Source organism: Silvibacterium bohemicum (genome assembly GCF_001006305.1).
Lineage (GTDB): Bacteria > Acidobacteriota > Terriglobia > Terriglobales > Acidobacteriaceae > Silvibacterium > Silvibacterium bohemicum.
Genome location: NZ_LBHJ01000003.1, coordinates 516,443 through 536,886, shown reverse-complemented (window position 1 = coordinate 536,886; position 20,444 = coordinate 516,443). Strand labels below are relative to the sequence as shown.

Sequence of the window (20,444 nt, the reverse complement as noted above, 5' to 3'; positions counted from 1 at the left end):
ATAGTGCAAAATCAGCGAATGATTTTAGAGCCTGTGTTCCCACTCGCTCTCCGGTCTTTCGTCGCTTCGTTCCGGCGACATTTGCAATTGTGAATGCCTCTCACTCGCAGCGTTGCGCCGGAGTGCAGCTGGTGTGCCCGGACTCCTTCTCGCCAGCAAACGCATCGCATTCCCGCCTAGTACCAATCGCTCCTGCTCCTCCGGCAAATGCAACAGGCGAATCTTATGCAGTTCCAGCCCAGGATGAATCCACGGTCCATCGGAGCCGAAGAGAACCTTACGCGCGCCGCCGCGTTTGATGGCCTCGATGACGTAATCGAAGCGGCGAACGCCGGAGGTATCGGAGTAGACATTGGGATAGCGGGCAAGCTGATAGGCCACCTGCTGATGCGCGCGCCAATCGTCAGTGAAGCTGCCCAGATGCGCGACGATAAAGTTGACGTCAGGAAACTGCGGGGCCAGCATGTCGATCACCTCGGCTTTGCTGGCGACATCGACCAGCATCGGCAGGCGAAAGGCTCTTGCCGCCTCGCAGACTTCACGCGTCGGCATGGATTCCGAGCCGTGAACCTTGATGCCTCGGAATCTCCACTTGCGAACGGCCTCTTCGACCATCTTGAAGATGCGTCCGGCGTCGCGGCGCGTATGCACGAAGGCAAATCCGATGAGCCGGCCGGGATGGCGGGCAATCAGTTTCGCCAGGCGGGCGTTGGCTTCGGCGTAATCCGTGTTGAAAGCGGCCATCACTATGGTCTTGTGAATCCCGGCGGCCTTCGCGCGCCGCAGATAACTCTCGATGGGCGCGTCGGTGTTCCACGGGGCGGTCATCTTGTCGCCCTTTCCGGCATGGCAATGGCAGTCGATGATCATAGGGCAATCCGTTCGCGAATGCGTTCGCTGGGACGAGAGCGCTGGTCGGGACTTCGATGCGCAAACGCGGCGAGATGCCAGATGCAGGTGTCGATCGCGCGGAAGAAGGTGGGTAGATGAAAGCTTTCGTTGGGAGCGTGAATGTTGTCGCCGGGCAATCCAAAGCCCATGAGCACTACAGGCACGCCGAGCTCATCCTGAAAGCTATTGATCACAGGAATGGAGCCACCCGAGCGCAGAAACAACGGCGACGTGCCGAATCCTTTCTTATATGCGAAGGCCGCTGTCTGCATTGCCGGATCGTTGCGGTTCATCAGCGCGGGCCTTATCGGAGATTGCACGCGGACAGAGCTGCGAACCGTTACCGGTGTGACTTCCGCAATGTGATCGCGGAAGAGTTTGCCGATTTTTGACGGGTCCTGATTCGGCACCAGGCGAAAGCTTAGCTTGGCTACGGCGCGCGATGGAATGATCGCCTTGTGACCATGCCCGGAGTGTCCGCCGGCAATTCCGTTCACGGTCAATGCGGGACGTGTGGTAATTCGCTCATACAGCGTGTGGCCTGCCTCGCCCCACGAGCCTTCCACTCCAGCTTCCTGCCGAATTTTCTCATCGGATGGTCCAGAGCGTCTCATAAACCTGCGCTCCTTCTCGCTCCACGCGACGACATCGTCGTAGAAGCCGGGAATGGTCACGCGTCCTCGCTCATCATGTAAACCCGCGACCATTTCGCACAACACCTGCAGGGGGTTGTGAACCGCACCTCCGAAGCTGCCCGAGTGCAGCTCGTGTTCGGGCCCCTCGATTGTTATTTCCGCGCGTAGTCCGCCGCGCTGCGCATAGCTGATAGCGGGACGCCCCTGCGCAATCATTCGCGTATCGGAGATGATCGCGGCATCCGCACGCAACGCGTTCTTGTTGCGCGCGATGAAGGAGAAGAGATGAGGGCTGCCGATCTCCTCTTCCCCTTCAAAGAGGCACTTCACGTTGATGGGCAGCTTGCCTTCAGCTGCCAGGAAGGACTCGATTGCCTTGATGTGGCAGAAGAGCTGGCCCTTGTCATCGCTCGCGCCGCGCGCATAAAGGCGATTGCCCCTCACCGTGGGAGCGAAAGGCTGCGTCTTCCATTCGCCGAGCGGCTCACCGGGCAGCACATCGTAGTGGCCATAGATGAGTAATGTCGGGTATCCGGCTCCACGCTGCCGTGATCCGTAAACGATGGGATTGCCCTGCGTGGGAATAACATGAACGCGGTCGAGCCCGACCCTGCGCAGATGAGCGGCGAGCCACGCAGCACAACCGGCTACATCCTTCTTTCGCGCCGGCTGCGAGCTGACGCTGGGAAGACGCAGGAACTCCTTCAGTTCCGCAAGGAATCGGGGACGATGCTTCCGAGCATAGACGAGAGCACGATGCGGTTCCATGTTGGTCTTCGCCATGGTGCGCGGCCAGCAGAGGCAAAACTCTATCCTCTACTGGCCGCTCTCTTCAACGTCTCCGTTCCGGAAAGGTTCATCTCTGACTTCCCTTTTCGAGACCGGTTATAGCTCGAACTCATACTCCCGCGCCGGCGTGCGCTGTGCCGAGACTCCCGCCTTCTGGCGCATATTCGGCCGCACTGGTGTGGGCTGAGTCTGATCCCACGGCAGCACGCGATGGGAGCCTGTCCGCTTGCTCAGGCCCATGGCCTGCGCACTCGTGAGCCATTCTTCCGACTGCTCGGCGATCTCCAGCAATAGCGTCTCGAATTGCGCACGCGTGGTCTGCAGGATGTGCGGCTGTGCAAGCCAGCGAAGCACTTCGCGTCCCGTCACCGCCATGCGCTGGCGAGGCGAGGTGACCAGGCGTTCGTTGAAGTAGCGGATCAGAACTTCTTCCACCACATCCCACGCGTTGTCCGCGCCGAAGAGCCGCTTCACATCGTCTGAATCCAGGATCTTGAAGGCCTCCTCGAGGAGCTGCATCACTTCCACGCGCAACACGTTGAGATGACCGAAGGACAGCCACTTGAGATTGTTGCGCAGATCGAGTCCGGCACGGCGCACGATGGCAATGGAGCCGAAGCTGGGATCGTAAGCACGCTCGCGGATCACATCCGAGATGCGCTTGTCGCGCCAGAACAACGTGACCTGGTGAACGAAATGTGAGAAGAGCTTGTGAAAGTCGGTGTTGGGGCGAGATCCGGTCGGAACCGGCGCTCCTCCATAGCCAAAGATCCTCTTGTAGGCAGAGAGGCGGTCGTTACGGGTGTAGCGCAACACATCGCGGCGATCGAACTGGTAGAGAAGGAACGCGCCATTGCCATCCGAAAGACGAACCGTGCCGGCTTTGAACAACTCCTGCAGCTTCTGAACTGCGCGAAACACGCCGATTCTTTCATGCTGATGGAGGTAGTACACGTCACCAACGGCAATGATCCGCTCCGACGTGATGGTTTCGTCGTAAGGCTCGACACCCTGCGGGATGCGCGTAGATCCGAAGTCTTTCGCGGCATCCGGGCCGACACCGGCCAGGGCGGCGAGCCCTTTATCCGGTGGCGGCGGAACCTTGGAGTCCGCATCCAGCACCGACGCGAGCATGTCGTCGATCTGCTTGGTCAACGCATCGGCCAGTTGCGGATTGGCAATCAGGTCCGAAGAGAGCCGGCTCGCCACCTGCTCCCGTAATGCGCCGATGCGGTCAAATAACCCTTGATAGTCTTTCTCTGTCGCCATGGTTGTTCCTCCTAATGGCAGTCCCTGTCACTCTTCATTGCAACGGTCTAAGTAATGGCGCTCACCAGCGTCAGCAGTTGTGCAAGATCGTCGCTCAATTGCTGCAGTGCGAGCTGCACGCGGGGCGTAAAGAAGCCCGCAGGCAGGCCGGGGTTCGGCGCGGTCATGCATCCGGCCGCGAGCGTTTGCAGCTGCGTGATCACCGGGACCACAGTGTAACGAACCGCATAGATGCCGCCTTCCTGAACGAGCGGCGGCGCCTCATCCGCCACAAAGCCCTGCACCCACTTGGCGAAATCCTCGAAGAAGAGGATGTTGCCGCCGCCAAAGTTGACCTGCAGAGTCTGCCGCTCGGAGGGACCGATGAAGACAGAGTCCATAGTGAAGCGGACCTCGTCCACATCTTCGGAGATGACCGACAGCTGCCGGGAAATGAGCACCAGTTGTGTTCCGAAGAAGGGAGTTGTTGTGCCTACTCCAAAGAATCCGTAGTTGTTGATCCAGCTTTGCGCCAGCGAGGTGACATAGTCGGAAAGGATACGGAAGTTGGTCGTATTCTGTTCGTCGTCGACCGTGTTCACGAACGAATTTTGCGCGGCCGTTACGGAATTTACGGTGTAGACGCCATAGAGCTGACGCAGCTGGCCCAGGCTACCGTTGATGAGGTCGGAATTGCTCTGCACAAGTGCGCTGGGATTGAAAATCGCCGGGCTGTTGAGCAGGAGGCCAAAGTAAGTATTCACTCTCGGCACCCTCGGGCCGCCGACGAATCCGAATTCATCCACCAGCTGCGTCAACTGCGTGCGCACAACATCGCGATAGGCGACAACGTCTTCCTGTTCCGCAGTCGGATCGAGAGCATACAGGCCGTCGAGAAGGGGCAGCGATTGATCCATCGCCTCTTTTGCGCGTGCGTAGAGACTGGCCTGCGCTCCGGTGATGCCTCCAGATAAGTCGGTCTGCACGGCATAGCTGCGGGCGATCCATTTCGATTCGACGTGTCCTTCGACTTCAGTCAGCGTGAAGGATTGGGTGAGCGCACCGAGAAAAGCTTTTGGGTCGTCGCTGCGCGGCTTCCATCCCAGCACCGCGGAGATCGCATGATTTGCTATCTGTCCGATCGACGACGCGCCTCCGCCGCCATCGATCCTTCCACCGCCGGATGGCTTGGCCAGTGGCGAAGGTGGATAGCCAACCTCTTCGGTGAGGATCGGGTAGGCGGAAAGGTCCGCCATGGGAGTCGGCGCACTCGGCGTGGGCTTTGCTGGACCGTGAAAAATTGGTGGCATACTTCCTCCTGAACTCTGCTTTAACTCACAAGAAATGCGGTTGGATATCCGAAGGCGTCATCGCTCGCGGCGACCGTAGCGCCGCTGGGCGCATCGAAATAGCCCTGCGAATCGGTCCAGATCGTGTACGCCGCCGTGCCCGGAAGCTGGACGGTGAGCTTACGGTTGGCAAAGGGAACCCCTGTATCACTGAGGAACTGTCCCTTCACCGGAGCTGTCAGTTGCTTCTGCGTCTTCTCGGCTACAGAGATCTGTAGAACCGCGGAGTGATCGCTGGAAAGATCGATGAAGTTCGGCGAGAGCGTCTTGCCGGGCGCGCTCAGTCCCACCGTGCCCGTGAGTCCGCGCAGTCCGCTCCAGATGCCATCGAAGGTGGACAATTGCGGCTTCCCGTTGACTTCGAAACTCAGGCTGCCGCAGCGGACATTGGGGCAATCCTGGCGGACGAAGACCAAGGTCCGCTCCGGTGTCTGATTGCAGGGGCAAAAAAGAGCCGCCATTTCGATGGTTGCATCGCCAGCTATATACCGATGACGCGGACCGGGTGAGTCGCTCATGTATCCCGGCGGATCGATGAATTCGACGGCGTATAAACGGTTCGGCGGAAGATCGTTAATCTCAGCGACTCCATTAATAGTCTTCGTGGTGAATATTTGCGGTGGAGTGAAAAGCGATTCTCGATTGCCCGGCGACTGAACCGTGACTGCGGTTACAGTCACGCCCACGCCATTGAGGAAGGATTTCGCATTCTCGACAAAGTCAGTGAAGCTGCAATCGTAGGCGCGCACTCGGAGCGTGGCGGACTGCTCGATTCGATAGAGAGGCATGGGAATCGGAGTGCAGAAGCTGCTGCCGGCTCGCATGTCGAAGGTCACTGGCTGGCTGATGAAATAATCGCAACCGATTTGGCAAAAGCGCTGGACCGACACCTCGATCGTCGTTGGTACGTAGGTTTCTCCCGTTTGCCTTGACTGCTCTTCGATGGCCTCCACGACCAAATGATCTTCCATTCGCTCCAGCGGGACACGGAAAGCTCCATGCTCAGGCGAGGACAGTACTCCCGAAGACCAGGACACGTCTGCGGACCGAAAGTTCAGCTCGAGGGTTTTGGGAAACAACATGATCCCACTGGATGCATCGAAAAAAGTGAAAGACACATAACTGTCGATGCGTCCTTGCCGAGCCCTGGGCGCGTCCTTTGCTGCCGTGCGTCTCGAAGCGCTTTTTGCTGCCGTCCTTTTTACTGCAACCATAATGTCCTCCTGATGCACTTTCGAAAGTCCCGCTCGTACTGTTATTCAGGTTGCCGATTTACTGAAGACGTCCGCCGTTTGAGGATCTTTCACAACGATCTTCTGCCCGAGATTCGTGCTGTGAATCACGATGGAAGTCGTTCCGCTATGCTCCGCAAGCTCCTGCCAGCAAGCGGCCAACGCTTTACTCGCTCCATCCAGCGGATCGCGACATTGCTCCAGGCCATGCTTCACGCTGCCCGTCCACGAAGCCCACTCTTTGCCGCGCGCCCCGCCGAAACTGGCCAGGTCTCTCAATCTCTCGTAGGACACCAGCTCGTCACCGAACCGCCGCTCTGCCGCGTGAAACTGCTCCTGACACCTGACCAAGGCACGCCGGGCGCGCTCGAGGTCGGGAAGAGCGACCGCCTTCTGCGCGAGGCGGGATTCAACCAGGCAGCGATCGAGAGATCCCATGGTGTCAGTCACGCTGTCTTCCAGCCGATCCACGAGCACCGCATCGCCATACCTCGGCTTGTCTTCCGCAACCGTTAACCGCAACGCGACCAGGTTGTCCTGCAGCCGCTTGAACTGCTTGTATAGCTCCGCGAAAATCGTTTCCAGCGCCACGGCTATCTCCGGACCAGTTCTTTATAAAAGTTTTTCGTGATAACGCCCGGCCGCGCCAGGCGATGATTGAGTGCGTATCGAGCAGCGCTGATGAGGTATCGCTCCGAAATGATTCCGGGGTCATTACCGGCCGCCATCCGGCCCGCCGCCTCTTCAATCATTTCCTGATCCTTCTTCTCGAAGCGGATCACCTGCGACAGGCTCTTGTTTCCCAGCGATGGGTAAGGCTTAAAACACATGGTGTCGACGGCCAGCGCACAAGCCCGCGAAAACGTATCGATCACATTCTTCGGGATCGTCCCTGCCCGCGGATTGGGATAGATCTTGTTCCATGCCCGCGCATATGCTCTCGCCTCTTTCTCGAAGCCCAGACGACGCAGCATTTCGGCGCTGATGAGCAGGCGAAGCATCGGAGTCGGATGCACACCGCCGTCGCGGAAAGCCATTACAGCTTGCGGCGCGCGGCCGATCACATCCATCAGCGAGCCGACGACTTCAGGACCACCCAGCAGCAGCGCACCCATGTCCGCGAACATCTCGCGATTCCAACGCACCCACACCGACACCGTCGAACGCGGGATGCCTGCTTTGAGCAACCGCATGGCAACGTGCTTTGGGATATCCCGGCTGAGTCCGAGATCGCTCTGCAGGTTGTGCATCACTTCGTGCATAACCGCGCCCAGCGTCCACGGATTCACGAGGCGGTGGTAAGGCAGCTGGATCAGAGGAAAAGGGTTTTGCTGCTTCCCCAGTCTCCTCATGCGAATCCCGCGCCGGATGGTGGCCGGCGCGAAGCCGGTCTTCATATAGCAGAACGGAGGAGGAGACGGGATCGTTCTTGCCGTACCCAGCCCGGTGTACGCGGCCTGATAGCAATCCATCGCGATGCGATCGCAACTCAGCAGCCAGTCGCCATACTTGCCCTGCCGCTGGCCGAAGAGCTCAAAGTAAAAATCCCAGATCTTTTCGATCCCCTGCACCCAGCGGTGAGCCTTGTCCTTGCCGGTCACCACCCTCTGCAGCTCGCGCGAAGTGGGACTCTCGCCCGCTGCGCCGATGGCGTTGTGGACCTTCCGCGACATCTTCAAGAGACCGCCGCGCAGACCGGTGATCAGGTCGTTGACGACTTGAATATGTCCTTCCGAGGGCGCTGCCTGTCCGGTGCCGAACTCTTCCCTCTTGAAGGGCCGCAGCGCCGCAGCGTGGCGAGTGACGTTGATCGATTGCGCACGCAGCCAGCTTGGCAACACCGCACTATTGGTTCCCGGCTTCGTTCGCGGTTTTTGCGGACGAGAGCTTGGCTTTACCGTAGTTCCCCTCGGATTTTCAGCGAGTGTTGCCATGACCTTTCCCTCGGCCGCAAAAAGTCTCTACCGGATAAACTGCCCGCAGCAGCCGCAGCGAGAAACCCCGCATTGGCAGTGGCCGCCAGCCGCGTGTCCCGCTCGTGCCGGATGGCCGGCAACGCCACCGATCCCGCGCACGCCTCTCCGATGCACTCCGGGTACGCCGCCAACTCCACGGCGCCCTGGAACCACTCCGAAGCCTGGCCTGCCTAGATGACGGCCGGTGTGGTGATGACGCCTGCCGTGATGAACACCAGTCATGCGGCGGCCCAACCGGCCGTGAAGACTGCGCTCCAGATGATGGTGCCGGCGCAGTGCGTGGGCACGATGGTGAGGTGTGCCGAGCACATGCTTGGCCTGCCGGGCAAGCGCGCGCACCGCGTGATGCGGGCTGACTGGCCGGCCATGCGCAGCGCGGCGAGCGATCTGTCCGACGGTGCGGCGTGCGATTCCCGGTACGGTGCGCAGCAGATGCCGTGTCTTCGGATTGTGGTGAAGGACCCGCGCCACCTTGCCCACAGCTTTGGTTAAGTGAGGAGTGGCCCGGCTCACCGCCTTTGCAATATGAGGAAGAGCTCTCTTGGCCGACGGCGCGATGGCTCTGGCGACAACCGGGAGCAGCTTGCTGGCCGCCATGCCGACCAGAGGCAGAAAGTGCTCGGCCGCCTCGTCTTCGCTTTCTGCTTCGGCCGCGAGCTCTCCGAGGTGCTCCATCATGGCATCCGGATAGATCTTTCGAATGGGACTCAGCTCCGCTTCGTCCTCGTCTTCGAATTCATCTTCCATCTCGAGCTCGCCTTCGAACTCGTCTTCGCTCTCTCCGAGCAAGCTGCCAGCGATGTTGCCGATGGTGCTCAGCCAGCCTTCACCCTCCAGGCCGGCTTCGTCCTCCATCTCTTCCTCGAATTCGCCTTCCATCTCGTCTTCGAGTTCGCCTTCGAACTCATCTTCGAGCTCGTACTCGTATTCGTAAGCCATGGTGCATCCTCCTTGTCGGAATTGGCCGGGCGTTGGGAACCAGTGTTTACCGCACGCTGCTGCGACGGCGCCGAGGGGTGTTGTAACTGCGCCGTACCTTCGGCGTCCGCTTCGCGATCCGACTGACCTTGACGTTGCGACGGATAGCTGTCGTGGAAGCTTTGGGACTGGCGAGCACGCGACGGACATGTTTTGCCACGGTGCGGGCCGCGCGGCGACGAGTGATGGGAACTCCCTTGGCGGCCTGGCGCTTCAGGTCCTTGACGGCACGCCGCATGATGGTGGGAACAGTTCGCACCGCGTGACGCGTATGGCGATGGCGGCGGAGAATGCGCGTGAGCACAGCTGTGCCGCGCACCATGTGGCGCAGGACGCGACGCAGCGCCCGGCGATCTCTCGGCGAGAGAACGGTGGCGAAGGCGGCTCCAGCCATGGCCTCGGCTTCGCTCTCCGTTGAAGCGTATGCGGCGGCCTCAGCCAGCATTTCCGCGACGGCTTCATTGTGAGTAAGAGGATGGGCAGCGATCTCGTGCACCATCTCGCTCTCGGATTCGAACTCATCCTCGTCTTCCAGCTCTTCCTCAAATTCACTTTCATTGAGGAGCGCGCCGGCAGCCTTGCCGATCAGTTGACCACCCGCAGGTCCCAGAATGGCGGTGCCGACAAGAGGCGCAGCGATCTTGGCAGCCTTCTTCAGAAACTTTCCGACGCCGCCCCACGAGAACTGTTCGGTCTCGTCCTCATCTTCGCCTTCGTACTCGTCTTCGCTCTCGCCGAAGAGGCCTCCGGCAATATTGGCCGCGGTTCCGAGCCAGTTTTCCGATTCGTCTTCGAACTCGCCCTCGAGTTCGAATTCACCTTCGTCCTCGAATTCGTCTTCGCCCTCGGATTCGCCCAGCAGACTGCCCGCGACGTTGCCGATCGCACTGAGCCAGCCCTCGCCTTCGAGGCCAGCCTCATCTTCCCCTTCGAGTTCGCCCTCGTGGAACTCGTCCTCTAGTTCCATTTCCAGCTCGTGCTCATGTGTGTCCGCCATGGTTCTGACCTCCTCAAGGTTCCTGACGATGAGAAGAAGTTAGAACCACAACGAAAGCGCTGCCAGTCACATTTTGTGGTGAGCTGATTCGGGTGTCGCTCGAATGGGTGAGGAGGGATAGAACCTGAAATGGCTAGACACGAGCGGGCTGCGCGATAGAGAACGTAAAAAGGGGCCAGGAATGCCCTGGAACCCTCTTCACGAAAGCTGGCCGCAGCGCTAGTCAGCAGACAATGTCATTTGTACCGAGACGCTGTCCCAATCAAGCGTTATTTAACGCCCGATGCATCAACACGTGTGACCGCGGGCTGGCCATAGTTGGCGGCATAGATGCGATCGGTATCCGGATCGACAGCAAGAGCGTAAGGATTTCTTCCCGCGTTAGCGGTGCCGATCACGATATTCTTTGCACCGTCGATGACGGTCACACTATCGCCGTGAACATTCGCGACATAGATACGGTTATGTACCGCATCGACTTCCACCGCCTGCGGATGCGTCCCGACGTTCAGCGTTGCGATCACTCTGCGCTGTTTAGCGTCAATTACGCTGAGGGTTCCATCTCCGTAATTCACGGCGTATATCGTATGTGTGATCGGATTGACGGCGACCGCGCAAGGAATCGATCCGACAGCAATCTTGGTCACTTCGTGCGTATTCTCATCCAGAGCAGCGATATCTGCGGTTCCGGTGTGCGCCAGATAGAGAGTCTTCGATGACTCATCGAAAGTCATCCCCCAGATGTGGGGACCAACCGCAACTTTGGTGATGGCGCCGGTCGCAGCGTTCACAATCCGGACGTCTCCAGCCTCATACGTCATCAGGAAGAGCGTATTGCTTGCAGGGTCGATTGCGATTCCATCGGCGCTGCCTGTCTTGATCGATTGAGTTGCATTGGTTACGCCGTCGACGACGGTCACTATATTGTCGTAGGTATAGGTCAAATAGGCTTTATTCGTAGCCTCGTTCACGGCCAGCGTGTAAGGGTGAGATCCGCCCTTGATTGTCGCAATCACCTTATCGTCGCGACCGTCGATCACGCTGATTGCATCGCTGCCGGTGTCGACGACATAGATTCGATTGGTGAGCCTGTTGATAGCCAGCGCAATCGGCGACTTCCCTACTGCCACGGACTTCGTGGAGCCAGTGCGCTCGTCGGTGATCGAGACCGAATCCTCGCTTTCGTTCACGGCATAAACCTTGTGAGTGCGAGAATTGACAGCAACTCCGAGGCTGGTGATCAGCCTGCCTTGCACCGCTTCATTTTGTCCATGCGCGCCGCAAATCGTACCAGCGATCATCACTGCAATTAGCGAAACACGGAAAGTCCGAAGACACTTGATGCGGCAACTCGGCATAAGCAACTGGCAACCACGGGCAAGCTGATTCATGTTGTGATCAGACCTCGTCATCCACTATATTATTCACCATTACAAAGTACGATACTATCGCGATTTAAAAATTATTAGCTCGTCCGGAAGGCTTATTGTGATTCGATTTTCGCGCGCTCTCTGCTGCTTCGCCGCCTTTGCCCTCGCCACATCCACCGGCTTCAGCCAGAGTGAAGCTTTTCACGTGCTTGCCTTCTACTCTACGAATGTGGAACAAGATCACGTCGATTTCGCCCAGCAGGCGATTCCCTTCTTTAAAGACCTGGCTAAAAAAGATCATTTCGACTTCGAAACCACTTCGAACTGGGACGACATGAATCCCACCGTGCTGAAGCAATATCAAGTTGTCCTGTGGCTGGACGATGCACCCTCGAAACAACCGCAGCGCGCAGCTTTTCAAGATTACATGGAGCATGGAGGAGCGTGGTTAGGCTTTCACATTGCCGGCTACATGGACAGCCGCAAGACCTGGCCCTGGTTCGCGGATTTTCTTGGCACCATTTTCTATGGAAATAGCTGGCCTCCGCTGCCCGCGAAACTCGACATCGACGATCCCACACATCCTGCAATGAAGGGCCTTCCCGCGACTTATGTTTCGCCGGCCAACGAATGGTATAGCTGGAAGCCCGATCCACGGCATAGTCCCGACATCAAAGTGCTGATGACGCTCGATCCCTCTAACTACCCATTGGGTTTTAAAGACACTCTCTACGGTGGAGATATCCCCGTTACCTGGACTAATACCAAATACAAGATGATTTACACGAACGTGGGTCACGGAAATAAGATCTTCACCGAACCCACGCAGAACATCTTTATTGAAAACGCGCTGCTTTGGCTAGGAACGCCAAAGAAATAATCTGCGTTAAACAGATCCGTCCTTTCAGCGTCCGCGAAAGCGAGTTTCTACAGAATAGAGGCCGGAATGGGTCAGCACGTAGAGGGTCTTCCCATCTCTTCCCCCGAATAATAACTGGATCGGCCTCTCCGGTATCTTGATTGTGTCAATTAACGTACCCGAGCGGCTGTACACAAACACCTGACCTGCGGCGAGATATACATTGCCTTCAGCATCGACAGCCACACCCTCGCCACCCTGTTCAGCAAAAAGCGTCGGATTCGAGATCGATCCATCGGCTCCGATGGTGACCTTCCAGGTTTTTTCCTCAGACTCGTCGGAGACATAGAACGGCTTGCTTGGATCGGCCGGTGCGAGCCCAAAGGCGCGAACAACATCCTGCATTCTGATTCCGTAATAGAGATCGTTATTGATAAAGTCCTGCTTTACGGGAAGGAAGACGCTCTTATCTGGAGAGACGAATTGCCATGGACGCGGAGTCACGATTGCCTGAGCGAAATCATTCTCGCTGCGCCAATAATTCACAGGAATCACCGGAGTTAGTCCGGGTCGTGGCGCAGAAGGTTCAGCTTGCAACAGCGTAATGCTTTCGTCGTCTGATTCAGGCTTAAAGGAGTAAACCGTAGCCTTCCCCGCATAGGAGACAACCAGCAGGTCTCCGGATTTGTCGAAGGCCAGATTGACAGGCTCCAGAGGATTTTTGCGGACCTCAGTCAGATGATGGGCCGCGGCGTTCCAGCGATAGATGGTGTTCCATTTCGCTTCGACAAAATAGGGATCGCCGGAGGGGCCGATTGCTCCGCCCGAAACATTGAAGAATCCGCCCGCAAGTTTCACGACCTTGGCGTCGGGATCGACCACGACATGCGGCTTATCGCCAGTAACGGCAAGCGCTCCGCCGGAGATGTCGAGCCAGGAAAACTCGCGGTCTCTGATCTCGATGTTGTGGGTCTGGTCATAAATCCCATTGTCGAAAGACGCCTTGCTGTCGCTATAGCAGTGGAAATTGCGGAAGTGGATATCCTTCGAGTCGGTGATCTTCGCAGCGTAGGGGAACGGCTGGTAGGTGCTGACGACGCGATACGAATGATAGTTTGCAAAGGTGATGTTGCTGGAATCTTGAACATCAATTGGCAGCGCAAACTGCCCTTCGCCGCTTTCTTCCTCGGTCTGCAGCGCATAGATGTTCCAGTTAGAAGCATGCCGCAACATTATTTCGTTGCGAACATGATGCTCACTCGACAGCTCATAGATTCTTCCCGGCGTTGACGTGTCTGAGATATAGAGACCAGCCTGCGCGAATGTGCTTGGCGTCCAGATGCCCACAAAGGTTCCCCCGCCGCCGTTCGTGATCCAGAGGCTTGGATATTGAGCGTTCCAGCGCCGTTGGATATTCGAGTCGGCGGTGTGCGTGTTGTTATAGATGCTCCACGACCGATGATCCTGCTTCGGTGTTGGGCTCAAGTCGGAGGTGCCGTGACCACCCAGGAATCGCACGTCGCTCATCATCGAATTAGTTCCCGCCATCCACTTCGCAGCGACCGCCCGGGGGTTAACGCCATTGGTATATAGGCCAATGCCGGTCACGATGTTCGTTCCGCCTTGCGGCGCTTCGATCAACGGTTTGGCCTCGCCAACACCCTGAAACGCCGGCGTCGAGTCGGCAATCACAAAGCGCGTAATGCTGGGATGCAGACCAATTAGCACGGTATCGGGCTTCAACTCGATCGTGTCGGTTACCAGATACTCTCCAGCAGGAAAGTAAATCGTGCGATGTTCGGTGATCGCCTTTTTTAATGCCTCGGTGTCATCTGTAACTCCATCGCCTTTTGCGCCCAGGCTGCGGACATTCACCCAAGTATTCATCGGCGGAAGATCGAGGATATCGGATTTGACCGGTAGCGGCGCGCTTTTTAGAGCATGACCTTGATACACATCCTTGATCGCCGGCGTGTCACCAATGTCGTCGAAGTGCAGACCGTGCGAGAAGGTACTTACCTCATAGAGCGTGCCTTCTCCTGCGATCTGCTTTCCGCTTTCGCGATAAGAGGCAAAGAGTGGAACATCGCGGCAGATCACACCTTCCATGTTGATTTCGGTGTGAGCATTCTTTTCATTACTGATCACAAATGCAGCGCCACTAATGTGGTCGAGATGGGCATCTTTCACCCAAAGCTCGTCGGCGTAGCCCTCGTCGATTGAGATTGCTGTTGGGACATCTTTGAACTGTGGACGAATGAGTGTCAGACCCGCTTCATGCTCGCGAATCGCCGAAACCCGCTGACCTTCGAAGGTGGCGTCGATGACGGAGAATTGCCATCCAGGAGAAGGCTTGCGCGTCCAGATGCCATATTGACCGCCGTAGAAATGCACGTCCTGCGCGACATTGCCGCCGTCATGAATTCCAGCGAGGCCGGAACCGATGTGAAAGTCCATGTGCGATAGATAGCAATGCTGCGCATAGCGTGCGCGAACGCCTACCGCGCCAGGATTTCCATCCTGTATTTCGATATCCACATTGCTCAGCGCGGAATAAAACGTGCCAGGATTTGCATCATGAATCACTCGAGTTCCGTCGGGTGCTGCCGTTTTCGCCGGACGGTTGCCGGTGAACATCACCATATATGCCGGGCCGTTCTGAAAATATGGTGTGTTCGGAGCGACTATGAATACAGGCCGCGTTGGGCCATAACCGATCACGCGAATGCCAGGCCACACATAAACGGTCTTCGTAAGCCGATAGGTTCCGGAAGGAATGAAGACGACACCTTCGCTATTCCTTTCCTGCTCGATATCAATAGCCTTCTGGATTGCTTCGGAATCATCCGCTTTTCCATCGCCAAGCGCCGAGCCCACTCCGAGAGTGAGATAGAAAGCCTTTGCATCTTCAAGACGCTCAGGATAATAAGACGTCGCGAATGCGGCTTTCAGGGAGAAGATCGTGAGCAGGACTAAGAGCAACCCTTTAAACATTGATTTCCTGTGATCGAAGTGAACATCACTGAATTTAGCGCGGGCGATTGGTAGTCTCCCAAGCCGCGAACGTAGAACGGCTTACTTTTCCTGATCGCCACCATACATATCTGGCTTTTCAGGATCGAAATGCAGATCCTTCCAGGTATCCCGCAGCTTCTCTTTCAAGGCTTTATATTTCTGGTACTCATCAGCCTCATGGTCGGCATCGGCGTTGCGTTTCAGCCGGTGATAGACCGTGGCTAAGCGAAAGTGAACGATCGCATTCGTTGGATCCAATTGAACGGCATGCTCCAGAAGCTTTTCAGCCTTCTCGGGTTCGTCCATGTTGAGCAGAACCTTTGCGAGTTCATAGTTGGCCGCAGGATCATCGGGCTGAAGCTGAACTGCTTTCGCGTAGAGGTCATACGCCTTCTTCTTGTCGTTGCCATGCGTCGCTATCTCGGCGAGCTTGAGGTCTGCCTTTTCGTCGAAGGGATTCTGAGCCAGCGCGGCTTCATATTCCGATTGAGCTTCGGCGTGGGCCGTGGAGGTGGGCGGCAGGCTGTTTAGCATCTCCGCAAGCTCATAGTGCAGACCGGGCTGCTTGGGGTTGATCTTCAACGCCTGGCGATAATCCTGAATTGCGCCGGCTGTATCTCCCCGCCGTGCCGCCTCGTGGGCTGCGGCCTGATACATCAATGCCGATTTTGGAGCTACCAACGACAGACTGAGAATTGCCTCGCGGGCCATGTCGGAATGAATACGATAGGCTGCGTACAAGACTTCTTGATTCTCAGGATCGAGATTGCGAAGTGTGCTCACCACTGTGGCAGCCTTGTCCATCTCTTCCGCAGCCGTGTAGATCTCGATCAGCTCGAGACCGGATTCGATGCGAATTTTCTGTTCCTGCAGCTGAGGGAAAGAGGCTTCAAGATCGGTACGCGCGGCTACATTCTCTCCTAACCGGCGTTCACCCATGCCGAGAAGGGCCTGTATCTTCCACAAATCTGGTTTGCGGCGCAGTGCCTCGCGCAGCTCAGGAACCGCTGCCGTGTAGTTCCCCTGAAAAAAAAGAAGAACACCAAGATTGCCGTGAGCATCGATATTCGAAGGATCGAGAGCGATGACCGCTTTGAATTCGGGGATCGCCGCCGCCGGCTTGTTCTCGCTCAACAGGCGATGCGCTTCCCGCAAATGCGTCTCCACTTGCTGTTGCGCATCGGGTGCGGGCTGGCAGAGACATGGCATCGCAAAGAACGATAGGAGCCACAGCGAAGCAGGCACATACTTTGAAATCATTTTGAGATCGTATCGTTAATAGGCAAACTCGTCCTCGAGAAAGAGAAACCTGAAGGACGACAGCCGAAACTGTCGCCCTTCAGGCCAGGAGGCTCCTTAAAACGCGATACGTGCGCTGAGTTGCATATTACGGCCGCCTACGGTGGTGCCGCTGATGGTTCCTGCACCCTGTGGCCTGCCTGGATTAGACAGGTTCACAGGATCGTTAAAGTTGCCATCCGGCGCATCGAAATCCGGATGATTGAATACGTTGCTGGCGTCGGCACGGATCTGCAAACCAATGCCTTCGCCGAAGTTGAATGTCTTTCCCAAGGAAAGATTGGTCGTATCGATTCCCGCCGCGCGTAGCGAGTTACGCCGGGAGTCGCCGAAGGTTCCATTCGCCGCCACGATATACGCAGTCGGATCGTACCACTCATTAAGACTCTTCTTGATGCCCTTTTGTGCAGGACGCAGGACGTTGGGATACCAGCTGCCTGCCTGCGAATAAGAGTTGTTGGCGCCGTTGTAGTTGATCGTGAATGGATTTCCAGTTTGATTGATCACGATCGCCGAAACCTGCCATCCGCCGACTGCCTCATCTAAGAAGCGGTTTTTGTTCAACCAGGTGCGCCCTCTCCCGAACGGCAGCTCGTATACGACGCTGCTCTTCAGCGAAGTACGAATGTCGAAGTTCGATGGTGCGTAGTTGCTTGCGGGATCGTGAGCATTCTGGAAGTTGATCGTGCCGCCTTGTCCGTTGAAGGGCGAGACGTCCATGTCGTCCAGGAACTTGGAGTAAGTGAAGGCACTGCCGAAGGCGATACCACTTGAAAGCCGTTTGTGTATTTGCGCCTGGAGCGAGTTGTAGTTCGATACACCGTTGAAAGTACTTCCGCCGATGGACTCGAATTGCGGATAGGGCCGCCCAGTGGGGTCGTCAGTCGGCGATAGGTTTTGCACCGGGACCTGGTTGATGTCGGCCTTGAACTGCATATTCGCGCCGTGCTTGCCAACGTAAGCAATCTCCGACGTGATGCCGTGAGTGAATTCATGCTGCACACTCAGCGACCATGAGTACAGGAAGGTCAGCGGCGTGTGGTAAGGATCGTAATTCGGCGCATTCTGGCCGTTGTATGCGGTTGGTGACGTGGACGCGTTGACGTACGGCAGCGGAGTATTCGTGCCTAAGAAGACGCCAGGGCCGGAAAGTGTTGTGAGCGGAGTGACACCGTTCGTCTGGTCCTGAGCGCTACCCGATTGGCTGTATCCGACGCCCTTTGCGTTTCCGTATTGGTCGACGCTCCAGGGAGTGGTATACATGCCCCATCCGCCGCGAACCACGGTGTTGGTATGAAGGGTGTAAGCAAAGCCTATACGTGGCAGAAAGCCGGTATAAACATTGGCTTGCGCCTGGGTGCGATGATTCGCAGGAGCAAACCACATCGCGCCGTTGTTGCCGGAGACAGTGTTGAAGATGGTTGGATCGAAGTCACCGATGCGGTTGTGAACTTCGCTCCAGCCCCTCTGGATTTGATAGCGAAGACCAAGGTTGACTGTAAGGTTCGAACGAAGCTTGATGTCGTCCTGAACAAACATCTGCGGGCTCTTCTGGCGTCCGCCGAAGAGAGGCGAATTGGTCGCGCCCCAGCTCTGTACGTTACCGAGCAGGAAATCGGCCCAGCCAGCACCGCTTCCCGATGCAGCCAAGCTCGCCTGCGTGTATTGACCTGAGAAATTAAAGTCTCCAGCGTCGACGTTACCCCAGTTGGTGGAGTTGTCTTCCAACATGATGAGCTCGCCACCGAAGTGCAGAATATGCTTACCGCGAATGAGAGTCACAACATCCGACGGCTGATAGACATTCTGCACATAGATCGTATTGGTGCCGGCATAGGGCGAATCGCAGCAGATGTTTCCGGTAATACTGATGTTGGGAAAGACATCCGCCTTCGCATATTGCAAGCCGATCGCTGCCGGAATACCTAAGTTCAGCGAAAACGGGATCAGGAAGCTGCCCTGACGATTGAAGCTAAAGCGAGCTTCATTCACAAGCGTGGAGCTATAAGACCAAACATCGGAGGTCTGGCTTGAGTAGTCCGAGGTGTCGTCGTGATAGGACGCAACCGGGGTAGACCACTCCGAGTAGACAGGAGAATTTGCGTCTCTGACGGCAATCGATGAAGTCAGGCGATTCTTGCTGTTGAAGTCGTAGTCGATCCTGCCGAAGATGCGGGTGGAGGGGGAAGGAGTTGGAACCACATAGTAGTAGTCGCCGTTGATGCCCTGGCTGGTGTTCTGGTTGGGCTGCTGAAAGTACGGGAGGAGATTTCTGGCGACAGAGTCGACTCTGTTTCCCGGGATCACATTGTCCGTCGCGAACGGATAGCGGCACATCTGGCCGTTGACTGTGGTCTGGGTTTGAGGATCGAAGATCTCTCCTTGATACACAGCCGTGTTCGTGCAGGGATTGATGACGTTGTTGCCGTTGCCGTCGGTTACTGGAATCCTGTTGCCGTTGCCATCCAACGGCATTAGCTGTGTCAGATCGAATTGGCCGTTCGGCGTGTTGACGCCTTTCAACTGATTCGTCGGCATGGAGGTGAAGCCGCTGTAGGAGCTGTTATCGATGGTTTTGTCGTAGTTGAAGAAGAAGAACATCTTGTTCTTCCAGATCGGACCGCCGATGGAGCCACCAAACTGATTGAACTTCAACTCCGGAATATGCTGGTCGGGTGCGTTGAAATAGCTTCTCGCGTCCAGAGCGTCATTCTGGAAGTGCTCGTAGGCAGAACCATGAAAGCGGTTGGTGCCGCCCTTGGTCACCTGGTTAAAGACCACGCCGCCGATGCCGTACTGTGCGGAGAAGTTCGAGTCATCGATCTCCACTTCGGAAACCGTGTCGAAGGTATCGGTCTCAACGTCGGCGCTATGCGGGTTGGTGACCGAGCCGCCGTCCGACAGGAAGTTGCCGCTGTAAGGCATGCTGCCATTGAGCGAAACTGCTGCTCCCGGATTTGTCACGCCATTTGCGGAAGACGCTCCGGCGCTGCCGGGCAGCAGGATGGTGAAGTTCGCCCAGTCCTGACCGACCTGCGGCAATTGCTCCATGGTCTTCTCATCGAGAGTTGTCGACTGCTCGCCGCTTTCTGTGCGGAGTAGCGCAGCAGTGTCAGCAGTAACCACAACCTGCTGCTGTGTACTGCCCACCTTCATATGGCCGTTCAAAGTAATGATGCCGATGTCCAGCGTGATGGGGCCGAGCACAAGGCCTTCAAATCCGGGCGCGGCAATGGTCACCGTGTATTGTCCGTTTGGTGTTGAAATCGTGTCATAGAGACCGCTTTTGTTGGTCGTGAAGACCTTTTTCTCGCCGGTCTCGATGTTCACAACCGTGACCGTGGCGCCGGGGATAACAGCTCCCGAGGAATCGGTTACCGTTCCGCGGATATCACCTGTGGACGTGCTTTGCGCATTCGCAATCGCACTGGCACACAGCAAAAGACAAAGAGTAAATCCCCAGCCATTTCGCTTTCCGAACATATTCAATAGCCTCTCCCGAATAAAAAGCCCTTCTTCAAATCCTTGTTCGTCTTACCGATCGTCTCTTCCTGTTCCGCTAACGTTTCCGGCGAAAATGCCAACCTGTCAGGAGATGTTCTATGGATGACCCGCTTTTTCCGAAACCGTGCCGAAAGCCTGGGGAATCTGGAGGGAGCGAAAGAAGACGTGACATCCTTCGTAACGATTCATTAGTATGTACCGTGAATGACGAAGCCTTGGCAAGCTTTTTCTTGGGCGGACGCAAAAGAATACTTCCCTCCAGAAAACTTGGCCATGTCATCATTGAGCCGTCGGCACGGCAT

General features: G+C 56.8%; 14 protein-coding genes. 1 reads left to right on the top strand and 13 read right to left on the bottom strand.

All coding sequences use genetic code 11. The annotated features are described in order from the left end of the window. Positions 1-24: 24 nt before the first annotated feature. From XX99_RS07780 to XX99_RS07735, 10 genes are all read right to left on the bottom strand, one after another. Positions 25-870, bottom strand: a complete 846-nt coding sequence (locus tag XX99_RS07780) for an amidohydrolase family protein (RefSeq protein ID WP_082125358.1) — start codon at positions 868-870, stop codon at positions 25-27. Further along, complete coding sequence (locus tag XX99_RS07775) at positions 867-2,294, bottom strand: dipeptidase (RefSeq protein ID WP_184084665.1); 1,428 nt, start codon at positions 2,292-2,294, stop codon at positions 867-869. Before XX99_RS07775 ends, XX99_RS07780 begins: the two co-directional genes overlap by 4 nt. Positions 2,295-2,411: 117 nt before the next feature. After that, positions 2,412-3,584, bottom strand: coding sequence for a hypothetical protein (locus XX99_RS07770; protein ID WP_050058806.1), 1,173 nt, complete (start codon positions 3,582-3,584; stop codon positions 2,412-2,414). Between the two features lie 47 nt (positions 3,585-3,631). Further along, a complete protein-coding gene (locus XX99_RS07765; RefSeq protein ID WP_156185857.1) occupies positions 3,632-4,873 on the bottom strand; it encodes a hypothetical protein in 1,242 nt (413 codons plus the stop codon). A gap of 20 nt (positions 4,874-4,893) precedes the next feature. Further along, entirely contained in the window at positions 4,894-5,883 is a 990-nt protein-coding gene (locus XX99_RS07760; RefSeq protein ID WP_156185856.1) for a hypothetical protein, read from the bottom strand. A 288-nt stretch (positions 5,884-6,171) separates the two neighbouring features. Continuing rightward, positions 6,172-6,735, bottom strand: coding sequence for a hypothetical protein (locus XX99_RS07755; protein ID WP_050058803.1), 564 nt, complete (start codon positions 6,733-6,735; stop codon positions 6,172-6,174). Positions 6,736-6,737: 2 nt separating this feature from the next. Then, entirely contained in the window at positions 6,738-8,078 is a 1,341-nt protein-coding gene (locus XX99_RS07750) for a hypothetical protein (RefSeq protein WP_050058802.1), read from the bottom strand. A 27-nt stretch (positions 8,079-8,105) separates the two neighbouring features. After that, on the bottom strand, positions 8,106-9,059 hold the full coding sequence (locus XX99_RS07745; protein ID WP_050058801.1) for a hypothetical protein: 954 nt from the start codon (positions 9,057-9,059) through the stop codon (positions 8,106-8,108). A gap of 46 nt (positions 9,060-9,105) precedes the next feature. Then, positions 9,106-10,095, bottom strand: coding sequence for a hypothetical protein (locus XX99_RS07740; RefSeq protein ID WP_050058800.1), 990 nt, complete (start codon positions 10,093-10,095; stop codon positions 9,106-9,108). Positions 10,096-10,364: 269 nt separating this feature from the next. Beyond that, entirely contained in the window at positions 10,365-11,396 is a 1,032-nt protein-coding gene (locus XX99_RS07735; RefSeq protein ID WP_050058799.1) for a YncE family protein, read from the bottom strand. A gap of 187 nt (positions 11,397-11,583) precedes the next feature. Here XX99_RS07735 and XX99_RS07730 point away from each other — a divergent pair, with 187 nt between their 5' ends. Further along, the gene (locus XX99_RS07730; RefSeq protein ID WP_231581192.1) at positions 11,584-12,345 is read left to right on the top strand and encodes a ThuA domain-containing protein; all 762 of its coding nucleotides are present in this window, start codon (positions 11,584-11,586) and stop codon (positions 12,343-12,345) included. Positions 12,346-12,369: 24 nt separating this feature from the next. Here the strand turns inward: XX99_RS07730 and XX99_RS07725 are convergent, their stop codons facing one another. From XX99_RS07725 to XX99_RS07715, 3 genes are all read right to left on the bottom strand, one after another. After that, a complete protein-coding gene (locus tag XX99_RS07725; RefSeq protein ID WP_050058798.1) occupies positions 12,370-15,318 on the bottom strand; it encodes a glycosyl hydrolase family 28-related protein in 2,949 nt (982 codons plus the stop codon). An 81-nt stretch (positions 15,319-15,399) separates the two neighbouring features. After that, complete coding sequence (locus tag XX99_RS07720; protein WP_050058797.1) at positions 15,400-16,599, bottom strand: tetratricopeptide repeat protein; 1,200 nt, start codon at positions 16,597-16,599, stop codon at positions 15,400-15,402. Between the two features lie 96 nt (positions 16,600-16,695). Continuing rightward, a complete protein-coding gene (locus XX99_RS07715; RefSeq protein ID WP_050058796.1) occupies positions 16,696-20,121 on the bottom strand; it encodes a carboxypeptidase-like regulatory domain-containing protein in 3,426 nt (1,141 codons plus the stop codon). Positions 20,122-20,444 lie beyond the last annotated feature (323 nt).